Origin of the sequence: Faecalibacterium prausnitzii (assembly GCF_049532945.1) — a bacterium.
In the GTDB taxonomy this organism is placed as follows: domain Bacteria; phylum Bacillota; class Clostridia; order Oscillospirales; family Ruminococcaceae; genus Faecalibacterium; species Faecalibacterium prausnitzii_N.
This window is the reverse complement of the sequence record NZ_CP186691.1, coordinates 1161010-1175740: the sequence shown is the minus strand read 5'-3', so window position 1 is coordinate 1175740 and position 14731 is coordinate 1161010. Positions and strand designations below refer to the sequence as shown.

Here is a 14731-nt window from a genome sequence, read left to right as displayed (position 1 = left end):
TTCACGAATGCTAAATGTTCCGCACGCATTGTTTCCACTACTTTTATTTTGAATTCCCCACTATATTTTTTGTGGTATTCCCTTTGGCATACAAAAACACCCCATTTGTTAGACAGTATACTATACTGTCTAACAAATGGGGTGCAGTTCACGGGGGCGCTCCCTTTTATTCCCTTATTTGTTTGTCCGCTCAGGCATCCGAGCGGGAGAAGGCATTCTTCATATTGCAGCTCAGTTCAAAGAGTACCTTGTTCAGCGTATCGGCGGCGCGGGCCTTCAGCTCTCTGGCGATGGCCTCGTTGGCCTCCGTGCGCAGGGCGGCACGGCGGGCCGGGTCGGCCTCCTGGGCCTGTTTTTCGTCGTAGGCGTTCAACAGAGCGCGTGTGGCGGAGAGGACGCCTTCCTCGTAGCGCTCGACATGGAAGATGGACTTGCCGTAAGCGGCATCGGCCATGGCAGCGATCATCCGGCTGACCCAGTAAAAGCTCTCGGTGGAGACTTCGCCGGTGGTGCAGGCGAGGTAGGCCGGGGTGGTGTCCACATTGGCATAGAACGGCACCATCGTGTTGAAGGCGTTGGACGCATAGGCGATCCACTCCACCGTGCGGAACTCCTCCGGCAGATCCGGGCGCATCTGGGTCAGCGCCATGAAGCTGTTGCGGTTGATGCCGATCGTACGGTAGGCACCCTTGCTCTTCGGGTCGCCATAGGCGGCATACGGGTCATACGGGGTGCCCTGATAGTGCGAAGACAGCAGGTATTTCACGTCTTCCGGTGTGATCTTCCGCTCTGGGACCATGCACCAGGGCAGGTCGTCCGAATGCGGGGTATAGTCTGCATCGGGGCCTTCCCAGACCCAGGTGTTGGGGTTCAGATGCCGCAGCATGAACCAGGCGCGCGGTGTGTTATACACATGATCGGCGTCGTCGTGGCTGCCGAAGGCATCGCGCGGGTTGAAGCTGCCGTCCAGCGAGAGGTCGAGGTGGTGCTTGTCCACAAAGGCCTTCAGGTCGTCCGAGCACATGTAGTTTTCCTGTGCGCCGCAGGCGTCGGCAAAGTCGAAGCTGTCGATGCCGAGCTGGTTGGGCATCACGACATAGCTGTCGTCCGGCACACGGCGGGCCATCCAGTGGTGGCCGCCGATGGTCTCCAGCCACCAGATCTCGTTCACATCCTGAAACGCGATGCCGTTCATCTCATAGGTGCCGTACGTCCGGAGCAGCTCGCCCAGGCGCACCACGCCCTCGCGGGCCGTGCGGATATAGGGCAGCACGAGGCAGACGATGTCCTCCTCGCCAATGCCGCCAGGCACTTCCGGCCGTTCCCCTTTGGCGGGCTGATACACCACCAACGGGTCTGCGCCCAGAACGCGCGGGTTGGACGTGATGGTCTCGGTGGCCGTCATGCCCACATGGGCCGCATTGACACCCGCTGCCGCCCAGATGCCCTCGCCTTCCACCGCGTTGGGCATGGCCGTCATCCGCAGCGCATGGCCGGGCAGCGGCACCTCCACATGGGAGATCACCGACCGATAGACGGCCGGGTGTTCCTCCGGCTGCACGACCACGAACTTTTTGGCCGTGAAATGCCCCGAACCAGAATCGTCGTTGCGGGCGACCATGGTGGAGCCATCGTATGATGCGTTTTTGCCGACTAAGATTGTAGTACAAGCCATTGTTCTGTCCTCCGAAATTGTTTCCTTATCTTTTCGGTTTGCCGAGGCTATTGTAAGCCTTTTTTGGGGAAAAGGCAAGATTTTTTGAACAGGGAGCGACAGCCTTTTTCCATGTAAAGCAACAGGCGGCATGACCCGTTGTATGGGCCACGTCGCCTTTTGCTTCAGGGCTCGTTTGCCTGCAGCACACAGGCACAATACCCCGGTTCGGGCTGATAGCAGTGGATGGTCAGGTATTTGTCCACCTCCGGGCTGTAATCGTGGAGGGTATGCTTCGTACCGTTCAGCGCCACATCTGCATAGGACACCAGCCACTTTTTGTCCCCATTGGGGAACACCTTGTAAAACGAGCGGTCCAGCATTTCCTCCACCGGCATACCCTCGATATTGGCCATTTCCGCATTGCAATAGCGGAAGATGAAATCCACGCCGCGTCCGTCCTCATTGAAGACCAGCTCGATGACACAGAACGCCAGCGGCATATCGTCCAGCAGGCTGCATTTTTCCAGCAGGCTCATGCTCATGGGGCGAGGCTTCGTGTCGGACCGCCCGATCTCCATGCGCAGGCGGCGGTGGCTGCTCAGGCCGCGCTTGCGTCCCTGAAACGTGCGGCCGTCCGACATGGTATAAACGCCATCGTTGCCGATGTTTACGATCTGGCTGCGGTTCACTGCGATTCCCTTGCTGATGTTCAGGAACTGATCTTCCGGCAGAACAGACAGGACGCCGTGCATCGGCGCATACAGCGCGGCTTCCACGCCGTCCATGCGGTGAACGACCGTTTTCCGGTCGTTGCGGTAAAGATATAAAATGTTTTCCGGGCAGAGATCGTGTTTTTGCATCCATTTATTCAGGTCGCTCATTGCAGTGCTCCTTCGTCAGTTGATGACTTTAGTATAACATACTGCCGTGCGGCCGACAAGGAGGATTCTAAAAAAGCGCAATTCAATGGAGCTTTCAACAATAATCCGAGGTATTTTTTGTTAAAACTTACGTTTTTGCGTGTCTCGCATAGAAACTATTGACTTTCCAGCATTCTTTTCGTATGATGAACACAGAACACCGAATGGTTTTCCCCATAAAGCGCATACGCATAAAGCAAAAAGCATAACAGGAGGTTTCATGTTATGAAAATGACCCGCCGGGAATTTCTGAACATTTCCACTGCGGCTGCGGTGGTCTGCGCAGCTACACTTTTGCCCGTAGAGAAAGCCGCCGCAGCACAGCAGACGATGGCGGCGCAGGAACTTCTGGAACAGGCGTATCTGTACGCCTTTCCACTGGTTCTGATGGATGCGACCCGAAAGGTTTCAACCAACACAGAAACACCGAACGATACCCGTGCGCCGATCAACCAGTTCATCCATGCGAAAAAGCTGGCAGACGCCGCATCTCGCGCAGTCGTCACGCCGAATGTGGATACCATCTATACGCAGGCATTTCTCGATGTCAGCGCAGAACCGATGCTTTACGGTGTACCGCAGACGAACCGATTTTTCAATGTACAGGTGCTGGATGCGTGGACAAATACCGTTGCAGTGCTGGAAGCACCGGGCCTTTACGCGATCACCCGCTCGGACTGGCAGGGCAAACTGCCGGAAGGGGTGCAGCGGATCAATGTGCCGACCAATATGGTCTGGACCATTGCCCGCATCGTGCTCTCCGGGCAGGAAGATCTGCCCAACGTCCGGGCCATTCAGGATAGGATGCAGTTGATGCCGCTTTCCGCCTATCAGGCGGGTGGATGGACCGCCCCCGCAGGCAGCTATGACCCTGCCAATGACTTTGTGCCGGTAAAGCACGTTCTTGCTATGGACGCAAAGGAATTCTTTGATACCGCTAACCAGCTGATGGAAACCAACCCGCCCGCTGCGGCAGATGCGCCGGTACTCCGGGAGCTTGCAGCACTGCATGTCGGCCCCGGTGAGAAGTTCGATGACAAGGCGCTGGGTCTGTTCAGCGGGCTGCGCTGGAAGCTGATGCTGCTCCAGCTGAAGAAAAAGCTGCTGAGCGAATCGAAGGGCTATACGCGCCAGATGGGTCAGTGGACCTATTTCGGCGACCCCATCGGCAACTTTGGCACAGCATATACCTACCGTGCCATGGTTGCGCTGCGGGGTCTGGGTGCCAACACCACCGATGTTGCCGTCTACCCTAAAACAGATGTGGACAGCACCGGCACAGTCCTGACCGGCAAAAAGACCTATACGCTGCATATCGAGGCAGATCCTCCCACACTGGAAAAGGGTTTCTGGTCGGTGACCGCCTACGGGGAGAACGATTTCCTCATTGAAAACCCCATTGACCGCTACTGCGTCAACGACCGCTCCTGTCTGCACCGTAATCCGGACGGCTCGATCGATATCACCCTTTCCAAAGAGGCACCGGCGGACACGACCAACTGGCTGCCGGTAGGAGAGGGAGATTTCCACCTCTTCCTTCGTATCTATAAACCGGATGCCGCCGCACTGACAGACTGGCAGCCGCCGGTCGTCCGCACAAACTGATCCGTAATAAGGAGAATCCTGCTATGAAAATGACCCGTCGGAATTTTATTTCAGCTTCGGCTGCTACAATGCTGGCGTGCGGAGTATCCCTGACTGCGCATGCAGCAGGCAGCACCGACGAAAACAGTCTGAACTTTATCACAGACATTTTCAAGGACTCCACCCAACCGGGCGAGATCGAAGAGGCAACGACTATCACGGCAGAAAAGAACGCCGAATGGTATGAAACGCTGGATTTTTCCGACCGGCGGGAGTTTGCCAACGCAGAGCGCGGCTGGCTGGACAACGCAGAAGGCAGGATCATCGATGGTGATGATAACAGATCTGCATGGGATCTGCAGAGCTACGGCGATTTGAACCGGGACGCGCCGGACACCGTCAATCCGAGCCTGTGGCGGAACACGCAGCTGAACGCCAAAGCCGGTCTGTTTGAAGTGTGCGACGGCATCTATCAGGTGCGCGGCTTCGATATGGCCAACACGACCTTTATCCGCACCGACCATGGCTGGATCGTGTTTGACGTGCTGATGTGCAGGGAAAACATGAAAGCCGCCAAGGAACTGATGGAAAACCGCTTCGGCCCGCTGGAGATCAAGGCCGTACTGTACAGCCACTCTCATGTGGATCACTTCGGCGGAGTGGAGGGTATCATCGACCGCGCACAGGCAGCAGATGCGAGCCTTTCGCTCCAAGACCAGCTGGCTTCCGGCAAGGTCCCTGTGCTTGCGCCGGCGGGCTTTCTGAAGCACGCCATCAGCGAGAATGTCTACGCGGGCATCGCCATGGCGCGGCGCGCACAGTTCCAATACGGCACGGTGCTTGACAAGGGCGAAAAGGGTGCGCTGAGCGTGGGCATCGGCATGGGCCAGTCCACCGGTACGGTGTCCCTCATCGCTCCTACCTACGAGATCGGGGAAGATCTCCCGAAACTGACCATCGACGGGCTGGAGATCGAGTTCCAGCTGACCCCCGGCACCGAAGCCCCCGCCGAGATGAACGCCTATTTCCCGAAATACCGCGCCCTCTGGATGGCGGAAAACTGCACCGGTACGCTGCATAATCTGTATACCCTGCGCGGCGCAGAGGTGCGCGATGCCAACGAGTGGGCAAAGTATATCATCGAGGCCGACCAGCGCTTCTGCGATAAGACCGATGTGGTGTTCCAGAGCCACAACTGGCCGCATTGGGGCGAGGAGATCCATGAGTATCTGCTGAACACAGCCGCCATCTATAAGTTCATCCACGACCAGACCCTGCATTACATGAACCAGGGGTATACCTCGAATGAGATCTCGGCGATGCTGACCCTGCCCAAAAAACTGGAAAAGGTCTGGTACACCCGGCCGTATTACGGCACACTGGCGCACAATTCCAAGGCCGTTTACCAGAAGTATCTGGGCTGGTACGATGCCAACCCGGTCAACCTGAACCCGCTCCCGCCCAGCGATACCGCCAGGAAGCTGGTGGAATATCTGGGCAGCACAGAGCTGGTGCTCTGCAAAGCGAAAAAAGACTACGAAAAGGGCGAGTATCAATGGGTAGCGCAGATCACCAAAGAACTGGTCTACGCCGACCCGTCCAATCAGAAAGCACGCAATCTGTGTGCAGATGCACTGGAACAGCTTGGCTATCAGGCAGAGTCCGGCGCGTGGCGCAATGCCTATCTGATGGGTGCCGCCGAGCTGCGCAAAGGCAACCTGTCCAAACTGGCACGCTCAGCCAATGGACTGACCGCGACAATGGGCGAGATGACCATCGCCATGCTGCTGGATTACATCGCTATCATGACCGATGCCAATGCCGCCCAGAACGATGATCTGACTCTGAATCTGACGGTGACAGATGTGAATGAACAGTTCTATGTAACCCGTAAGAATGGCATCCTGCTGTCTTACCCCGGCGAGAACCATCCGGATGCGCAGGCTTCCGTCACCTGCAAGCGTCTGCAGCTCTTTGCCTTGATGACAGGTCAGCAGGCCGGTCAGGTACAGATCAGCGGCGATGCCACCGTTCTGAAGCGCCTGCTGGCGTACGCCTCCAAGTTCGAGAAGACTTTCAATGTGATCGAACCGTAAAAACTGACTGCAAACAAAAAAGCGACAGGAGCCGTTCTCTGCGGGTCTTTCCCAAATTTTGTGTACAGTCAAGATAGCTATAAAACAAGAGCAATTTTATAGCAATTTTCAATAATACAGCACAGTACTTTAACTTTTGAGCAAAAAGAGGTATAACAGAGGCAAAGAAGGTGAGAACTATGCTGCACAATGAAGCTCGAAAATTGATTCTGGAAGCATACGACAAAGGCGTTAGCGTAAAAGAACTGGCAAAGTGCTTTTCTGTAAACACCTGTTCGATATATCGTTTGCTGAAGCGTCGGAACGAAACAGGCAGCTACGAAACTCAAACGAATCTCCGTGGAAAAAAGCCCAAATTGTCCGATGCAGATCATCAACACATTCTTTCGCTTCTGGAGAAATAGCCGGATATCACTTGTCTGGAGATCATTGAAACGTTGAATTTGTCTGTCAGCATCGATACAGTCTGGCGTTTTCTTCAGAAAGCAGGATACGGCACTCTTACCGTGGTCTGTCGTGCTTTTTTGTGATAAGGTCTAGGACGTTTTTCAATGGAAGCAAGGGATTCGTTCTGTTTTCCGAAAAATACAAAAAATCCGAACCCCTCTCCTATCGGAAAAAAGTTCGGATTTTGTTGATGTGGTGCACCTCCTGGGACTCGAACCTTGGGCCCACTGATTAAGAGAAACCAACGTGCAACAATCGTCAATTTTCGAAATCGCGTTAATCCGTTGTTTTTATCGATTTATCGTGAATTTATGTTTTGCATCTGCTGCATCCTTTGCACCTGTTATTCCCTCTTGCATCCGTTATCCAGCCGTTCCGGTGTGCAAAAATGTGCAGAGCCAAAATCAGCCCCTTAAACAGGCATTGAGTTTTTATGCAAAGCCGGGAAACCGGTCAGGTTCGAGCCCAAAACGGCAGCTACGATATTATCTGTTTAGACCGAGCATCAAATGTACATCAACAACTACGATTCATGGCAGGGATTTGGACAATCGAATAGACACTACCTTATATAGAAAGAGGTTTCCTTATGAACAAACTGCTTTCCTGCCACTATAACATGGACACCAACCGGGTGGAAGCCCGATTTGAAGATGGCACCACCCTTGCCATCGACTGTATCGCCGTTGAGGACGAATACGGCAATACCCCGGCACAGCGAGCTGAACTTGACTGGCTGCTGTACAATAAGCCCTTGGAGTATGCTCAGCTTGTGCTGAGAGGGGAGATTGAGCACTACCTGTCACTTGGCTGTGACCATGGAAGAATGGAAGATTGATTGACAAGGTTCCATAACAGTTAACACAGCTTGCATTTGCCCTGCAATTTTTCAGAATGGAACGCCCCAAGGGCATCCGGTCTATACCCGGCAGATTTTTCATAAAAAATCTGCCGGGTATTTTTGTTTGTCATAAAGGAAGTCTTGCTTTTTATTGTAAAATTGGATACAATATAAAAAAGACATTTGCACGGAGGACTCTATGGAATATATCGGCATCCAGAAGAAAAACGGCGGTGTAGTGGAAGCCCTGCAGCAGGCCATTTTATCTGGGCAGATCCCGGCGGGCACTGAAATGACCCAGAATGAACTGGCAGAGAGTCTCGGTGTCTCCCGGATGCCGGTGCGGGAGGCCTTGATGATCCTTGAATATCAGGGCCTTATCATCCGCCTGCCCAACAATCGGATAAAAACGGCAGATTTGACCGAAGAGACACTGCGCCAAATTTTGGCATTGGGGGCTCAGTTGGAACGGCAGGCTATGCGTACGCTGCCGCAGGATGCGATGTTGGCAGGCGGCGAGATGCTGCAGCACCGTACCCTGCAGACCGTCCTGCCCTATCCGCTGCATCGCAAGCTGCTGGAGAGCATTCAGGAGACCTACATTGCCTTTGCCGTGAGCGCACGTCCTGCGCCGGTGAACGACCGGCTGTCCCGCCTGCTGATGCTGGACCGTCAGGGTTCCCCTGATGTGCTGGATGCATGGAACGCCTATGAAGAAGAACTGCTGCATCTGATTTTAACGATAAGGAGTCAATATGCTGGGACTGAAACCCATTAAGCTGCTGCCTGCCCGCGAGCGGGTAGCTTCCGCTTTGCGGAAAGCCATTATCTCAAAAAGCATCCCGGAGGGCGCAGAACTCACGCTGGAAAACACCGCACAGGAACTGGGCGTGTCGGTCACGCCGGTGCGGGAGGCCTTTCAGATCCTGGCCCGTGACGGTCTGCTGGAAGTCAAGCAAAACAAGTGCGCCATTGTGTTGGGTGTAACGGAAAAAACGATTCGGGAGCACTACCAGCTGCGCGCTGCCTTGGAAGGGACAGCATGTATGCTCTGCTGCCAGAACAATGCTGACCTGTCCAAGATCAAAAACTGCGTGGATACTGCTGAGGAGGCTCTTTCTCATCAGCAGGCCGGAAATTATACGGACTACAACCAGTCCTTCCATTTTGAGATCTGGGAAGCTTCCGGCAATGAAAAAATGCGCAATCTTCTCTCGGAGCTGTGGAACGGTCTGTCCATTGGCGTGGAGATGAGCGAGTTGGACTATGCCCTCAACTCCCAGAGCGAGCATAAAAAGATCTATGCAGCGCTGGAAGCACGGGATGCGCTGGCCGCACGGGCTGAAATGGAAAAGCACATCCTGCGCAGCATGGACGATGCGCTGACCTATTATTTATAAGATCAAGGAGGACAAGACAGTGTATACCTGTGCGAACTGTACGGTTCTGGCCTGCGCCAACAACGCGCCGGAAAAGATGCCCAAAAACTGCCCTATGCGGAATGCTTCGGTGATGGAGGCCGCCCGCGCCGGCTATGATTTGCCTGAGAATCACGATTTCTACATCAATTGTTCGGCCATTGAGGGACTTGGCTACTGTCAATGGCCCCGCCTGAAGGAGACGGTGGAGTTCTGCAAGCGGATGGGCTACCACAAGCTGGGTCTTGCATTCTGCAAAGGTCTGCGGAAGGAAGCCCGCATCGTGGCCGACCTGCTCCGTGCGCAGGGGTTTGAGGTGGTGTCGGTCATCTGCAAGACCGGCGGCATCTCCAAAGAAGAAGTGGGCATCCCGGAAGAGGTCAAGATCCACCCCGGCGAATTTGAGGCCATGTGCAACCCCATCGCACAGGCAAAGCTTCTGAACGAACAGCACACCGATTTCAACATTGAGGTCGGACTTTGTGTGGGACACGACTCGATGTTTTATAAGTACTCGGACGCCATGGTCACAACGCTAGTGGCCAAAGATCGCGTTCTGGCGCATAATCCCTGCGGTGCCATTTACTGTGCCGAGGGGTATTTCAAAAAGCGGCTGGAATAAAAGAAGGAAAAAACGTGCGATCTCCATCTGCTTTGGAGATCGCACGTTTTTTGCAGAAGGCGGCGAAGGGAGATTTTCTTGTATCCTACTGTTTGTCTGGCGTGCACAAAAATTGGTACATAATCCGTGCAATGCGACAAAACTCGAAAAAAGGGATTGACAATTCTTTGTTTTGGGTGTATTCTCGTGTCGTCAAGTGGATACATTATCACAGATTAGATATAAAAATTAAAAAAGACGCTGCCGAGATTCCCGGAATTCTAAGGTTCCGGGCAAATCCTTCCAGAACAAAGAAGGGCTGTGAGGGCACAGCACGGCGGCAAAGACTCTGCACAACGAGGTGCAGCTGGGCGTTCCGAAAGTCAGGGCTGTTATGCTCTGATGAAATGGATACATTATATTTCATTAAAGGAGGATTCCCCAGTATGTCAGCAGCAACTATCACCCTACTCTTTCTTCTCTTCGCGGTCGTCATGTTCGTGTTTGAGAAGATCCCCCTCGGCGTAACGTCCATGATCGTCTGTATCGGTCTGGTCGTCACCGGCGTTCTGGACATCAAGACTGCTTTTGCGGGCTTCATCGACAGCAACGTCATCCTGTTCGTCGCCATGTTCATCGTCGGCGGTGCCCTGTTTGAAACAGGTATGGCCAACAAGATCGGCGGCATTGTTACCCACTTTGCCAGATCCGAGCGCAGCCTCATCGTGGCTATCATGGTCATCGTTGGCCTGATGAGCGGTGTGCTCTCCAACACCGGCACCGCCGCCGTCCTGATCCCCGTGGTCATCGGCATTGCGGCAAAGTCCGGCTATGCCCGCTCCAAGCTGCTGATGCCGCTGGTATTTGCAGCGGCCATGGGCGGCAACCTTTCCCTCATCGGTGCACCGGGCAACCTCATCGCCCAGAGTGCTCTGGGTGAGATCGGGATGTCCTTCGGCTTCTTCGAGTACGCTATCGTGGGCCTGCCCATCCTCGCCGTCGGCATCCTCTTCTACGCCACCCTTGGCATGAAGCTGCTGCCCAACCACCCCGTCTCCGATGATGACTCCTTCGGCGGCGAGCAGGACTTCAGCAATGTTCCCAAGTGGAAACAGGTGCTCTCCCTTGTCATCCTCGTGCTCACCCTGTTGGGCATGATTTTTGAAAAGCAGATCGGCATCAAACTCTGCATCACCGGCTGTATCGGTGCGCTGGCTCTGATCCTCACCGGTGTCATCTCCGAGAAAGACGCCCTGAAGTCCATCGACCTCAAGACCATCTTCCTCTTCGGTGGTACGCTGTCTCTGGCCTCTGCACTGGATAAGACCGGGGCAGGCGCAGAGATTGCGAACATCGTCATTGGTGCTCTGGGCGAGAATCCCTCTCCCTACGTCCTGACTCTGGTGGTCTTCCTGCTCTGCTGCGTCATGACCAACTTCATGTCCAACACCGCAACCACCGCCCTGATGGTTCCCATCTGCCTGAGCATCGCACAGGGCATGGGTGCCGACCCCCGTGCCGTCCTGATGGCTTGTGTCATCGGCGGCTCCTGCGCTTACGCAACGCCCATCGGTATGCCCGCCAACACCATGGTGGTTTCCGCCGGCGGGTACACCTTCAAGGATTATGCCAAGGCTGGCCTGCCCCTCATCCTCATCGCAACGGTTGTCAGCATGGTGATTCTTCCCATCGCATTCCCGTTCTTCCCGCAGTAAAGCGGACAGGAACGTTGAATATGAGTGAACCAACGCGCAAAATGTACCAAATCTAAGGAGGCATTGGAATGAACAAACAGGAACAGGTGCAGCAGATGACGACCTATATGGCCAACTTTGTGAGCCATATCGCCAAGGTGCTGCCGGACGACATCATTGCCAAGCTCGATGAGCTGGGCGCACAGGAGGATGCTCCTCTGTCCAAGGTCATCTACGAGACCATGAAGCGGAACCAGAAGCTGGCCAAGGAGCTGAACCGCCCCAGCTGCCAGGATACTGGTGTGCTGCAGTTCTGGGTAAAGTGCGGCGTGGACTTCCCCCTCATCGGTGAGGTGGAGGGTCTGCTGAAGGAGGCTGTGGTCAAGTCCACCTTCGAAGCGCCCCTGCGCCACAACAGTGTTGAGACCTTCGATGAGTTCAACACCGGCCGCAATGTCGGCAAGGGCACTCCCACCGTGTGGTGGGATATCATCCCGAACAGCGACAAGTGCGAGATCTACGCCTACATGGCAGGCGGCGGCTGCACCCTGCCGGGCAAGGCTATGGTTCTGATGCCCGGTGCAGGCTACGAAGGCGTGACCAAGTTCGTCATGGATGTCATGACCAGCTACGGCATCAACGCCTGCCCTCCGCTGCTGGTGGGCGTGGGCGTTGCCACCTCTGTTGAGACCGCTGCTCTGCTGTCCAAGAAGGCTCTGATGCGTCCTCTGGGCAGCCACAACGAGAACGAGCGCGCAGCCTATATGGAGAAGCTGCTGGAAGACGGCATCAACTCCATCGGCCTTGGCCCTCAGGGCATGGGCGGCAAGTACTCCGTCATGGGCGTGCACATTGAGAACACTGCCCGCCATCCTTCTGCCATCGGCGTTGCCGTCAACGTGGGCTGCTGGAGCCATCGCCGCGGCCACATCACGTTTGATAAAGATCTGAACTACACCATTGATACTCATTCGGGGGTGACTTTGTAATGCTGACCATCAAAGACGGAAAGAAAATTCTTACCACTCCGGTCTCCGCAGAAGACCTGAAGGACATCCATATCGGTGATGTCGTTTACCTGAACGGCGACCTGACCACCTGCCGCGATGTGGCGCACCGCCGCCTCGTGGAAGAGGGCCGCCCGCTGCCTGTGGACGTGAAGGACGCAGCCATCTTCCACGCCGGCCCCATCATCCGCCCGCTGGAGAACGACAAGTTCGAGATGGTGTCTGTGGGCCCCACCACCTCCATGCGCATGGAGAAGTTCGAGTATGAGTTCGTGCAGAAGTCCGGTGTCCGCGTCATCGTGGGCAAGGGCGGCATGGGCCCCAACACCGAGCGCGCCTGCAAGGAGTTCGGTGCCATCCACTGTGTCTTCCCTGCCGGTAACGCCGTTGTGGCTGCCACCGAGGTGGAGGAGATCGTCGAGGCCCAGTGGCGTGACCTCGGTATGCCGGAAACTCTGTGGCACTGCCACGTCAACGAGTTCGGCCCCCTGATCGTCTCCATTGACGCCGAAGGCCGCAACCTGTTCGAAGAGAACAAGGTCATCTTCAATGAGCGCAAGGAAAAGGCCATCGAAGAGATCTGCAAGCACGTCGGCTTTATTAAGTAATCCGGATATCCTCTCAGCGGGGGACAGACTTCACTCATTATTTCCTTTCATACGATTCTCCTAAATCGTTTTTCTTAGCCTAAGTTTCTTGCTCAGCTTAATTTGCCACGTATTTGTTCTCCGCAATTTGCCCCGGAACCCTTTTCCGCGTAAAGGGTTCCGGGGCGTTATTTGTTCCTGGAAGGAAATGCAGACAAAGACGATCTTGCCCGTTCTTTTTGTTCTACACACCTTATATAAAGTTCCTTTGGAAAATTGTGTTTTTCGACAAAAGTATAACAAATCCCTTGACAAGCGTGGTCTTTCGGTGTATTCTTTTCTTGCTTATTGGATACATTATCAAATATAAACATTCAAGTGTCACTGCTTTGCATCTGCAAGGTGGAAGTAATCCACAGGAGGACAACCCAAATGAGCCCATTGGAGATCACACTGGTCATCCTGCTTGTAACGATCATCGCCTTTGTATCCGGTAAAGTCCCGTTCTCGGTCATTTCTACCGGCATCATTCTGGCGCTGATCCTCACCGGCATCAAGACCCCTGCCGAGGCCTTTGGCGGCTTCATCAACACGAACGTGGTCATGTTCGTAGCCATGTTCGTCATCGGTGCAGGGCTGACCAAAACGCCCCTGATTGACAAAGCCCAGAGTCTGGTCATCCGCTACAAGGACAATATGCGGATGCTGATCTTTCTTTCCTGCGTGGCAGGTGCGTTTCTGGGCGCCATCACCAGTGCCACCGCAACTGCCGCTATCATGATCCCGCTGCTGGTAGGCATTGCGAACGACATCGGCGTGAGCCGCAGCAAGCTGCTGTATCCTTCTATGGCCTGTGCCAACATTGCCACCCAGATGACCTTTCTCGGTCAGGGTGCTTCCAACATGGCATGGAACGATGTCATGATGCAGGCCGGCGCACCGACACCGCTGCACATCTGGGATTTCACCATTGCGCGCATCCCGATGCTGACCATTGCCATCCTGTACATGACCTTTGTTGGCTATAAGTTGATGCCGGATATTCCCAACGAGCAGTTTTCAGATGCAGCACATACGGCTTCTGAGAGCGAAAAACTCAGCCCCTTCAAGCGCAAACTGGCTGTCCTGATCGTTCTGGTCTCCATTGCAATGATGCTGCTGGAAAATGTCATTGGTGTCAAGATGTATCTCACTTCCTGCATCGGCGCTGCCGCTCTGGTGCTGACGGGTGTGCTGACCGAGAAGGAAGCCCTCAACTCCATCCACCAGCCGACCATTTTCCTGTTTGCCGGTGTGCTGGCTCTGTCGGACGCCATCCAGACCACCGGTGCAGGCGATGTGGTGGCAGACTGGATGATCCGCCTGCTGGGCGATACCACCAATCCGTACATCATTATGCTGGTGTTCTTCCTTGTTCCTTTCATTCTGACACAGGTCATGTCCAATCTGGCTACCCTGACCATCTTCATCCCACTGGTCACTTCCGCCTGTATCCGCATGGGCGTAGACCCCCGCGCCGCCGTGGTCGGCGTGATCACAGCCAGCTGTGTGTCCATCATGACCCCCATGGCAGCTCCCTGCCAGATCATGATCATCGAGCCGGGCGGATACACCTTGAAGGATTATCTCAAGTGTGGTACCCCGCTGGCGCTCATCCTCATTGTCGTGTCCGTATTTTTCCTGCCGACACTTTATCCTTTTGCCTGATTCTATTTTCCCACCGCAGTAGTATCCACAAACTGCATATCGTAAATATGTCGTTCTGTTCGGCGCTATTTTTGAAAACCGCAATAAAAGCAGCAGAAATTTTTGAGCATCTCATAATTCTGTCAAGAGGGCTGGCACCGTCCGGCCCTCTCTCTTTTTGCCAAAGTTTCCC

At 54.6% G+C, this 14731-nt stretch carries 13 protein-coding genes; 11 read left to right on the top strand and 2 right to left on the bottom strand.

From position 1 onward, the window contains the following. Nucleotides 1-190: 190 nt before the first annotated feature. Together ACNQFG_RS05880 and ACNQFG_RS05875 are read right to left on the bottom strand one after the other, a co-directional pair. A complete protein-coding gene (locus ACNQFG_RS05880) occupies nt 191-1675 on the bottom strand; it encodes a C69 family dipeptidase (protein WP_423406319.1) in 1485 nt (494 codons plus the stop codon). Nucleotides 1676-1839: 164 nt separating this feature from the next. Beyond that, nucleotides 1840-2538, bottom strand: a complete 699-nt coding sequence (locus ACNQFG_RS05875) for a LytTR family transcriptional regulator DNA-binding domain-containing protein (protein ID WP_423406318.1) — start codon at nt 2536-2538, stop codon at nt 1840-1842. 264 nt (nt 2539-2802) lie between these two features. On the opposite strand from ACNQFG_RS05875, the gene ACNQFG_RS05870 reads away from it, so the two are divergent. From ACNQFG_RS05870 to ACNQFG_RS05820, 11 genes are all read left to right on the top strand, one after another. After that, nucleotides 2803-4182 carry a DUF1254 domain-containing protein gene (locus tag ACNQFG_RS05870; RefSeq protein ID WP_423406317.1) on the top strand — a complete coding sequence of 460 codons (1380 nt, stop codon included), beginning with the start codon at nt 2803-2805 and terminating at the stop codon, nt 4180-4182. 23 nt (nt 4183-4205) lie between these two features. Further along, nucleotides 4206-6257: an alkyl/aryl-sulfatase gene (locus ACNQFG_RS05865; protein ID WP_423406316.1), complete on the top strand. Its 2052-nt coding sequence runs from the start codon at nt 4206-4208 to the stop codon at nt 6255-6257. A gap of 179 nt (nt 6258-6436) precedes the next feature. Next, nucleotides 6437-6661, top strand: a complete 225-nt coding sequence (locus ACNQFG_RS05860) for a helix-turn-helix domain-containing protein (protein WP_423406315.1) — start codon at nt 6437-6439, stop codon at nt 6659-6661. Between the two features lie 632 nt (nt 6662-7293). After that, complete coding sequence (locus ACNQFG_RS05855; protein ID WP_423406314.1) at nt 7294-7542, top strand: DUF6061 family protein; 249 nt, start codon at nt 7294-7296, stop codon at nt 7540-7542. Nucleotides 7543-7744: 202 nt separating this feature from the next. Continuing rightward, nucleotides 7745-8323, top strand: a complete 579-nt coding sequence (locus ACNQFG_RS05850) for a GntR family transcriptional regulator (protein WP_423406313.1) — start codon at nt 7745-7747, stop codon at nt 8321-8323. Then, the gene (locus tag ACNQFG_RS05845) at nt 8301-8945 is read left to right on the top strand and encodes a GntR family transcriptional regulator (protein ID WP_423406312.1); all 645 of its coding nucleotides are present in this window, start codon (nt 8301-8303) and stop codon (nt 8943-8945) included. The genes ACNQFG_RS05850 and ACNQFG_RS05845 overlap by 23 nt, the downstream gene beginning before the upstream one ends. A 19-nt stretch (nt 8946-8964) precedes the next feature. After that, a complete protein-coding gene (locus tag ACNQFG_RS05840) occupies nt 8965-9585 on the top strand; it encodes a DUF1847 domain-containing protein (protein WP_423406311.1) in 621 nt (206 codons plus the stop codon). A gap of 425 nt (nt 9586-10010) precedes the next feature. After that, entirely contained in the window at nt 10011-11279 is a 1269-nt protein-coding gene (locus ACNQFG_RS05835; protein WP_158396105.1) for an SLC13 family permease, read from the top strand. Nucleotides 11280-11347: 68 nt separating this feature from the next. Further along, entirely contained in the window at nt 11348-12247 is a 900-nt protein-coding gene (gene ttdA, locus ACNQFG_RS05830; RefSeq protein WP_317393324.1) for a L(+)-tartrate dehydratase subunit alpha, read from the top strand. After that, nucleotides 12247-12873, top strand: coding sequence for a L(+)-tartrate dehydratase subunit beta (gene ttdB, locus ACNQFG_RS05825; protein ID WP_097793052.1), 627 nt, complete (start codon nt 12247-12249; stop codon nt 12871-12873). The genes ttdA and ttdB overlap by 1 nt, the downstream gene beginning before the upstream one ends. 411 nt (nt 12874-13284) lie before the next feature. Further along, nucleotides 13285-14559, top strand: a complete 1275-nt coding sequence (locus tag ACNQFG_RS05820; RefSeq protein WP_207686026.1) for an SLC13 family permease — start codon at nt 13285-13287, stop codon at nt 14557-14559. The last annotated feature ends 172 nt before the right edge of the window (nt 14560-14731 follow it).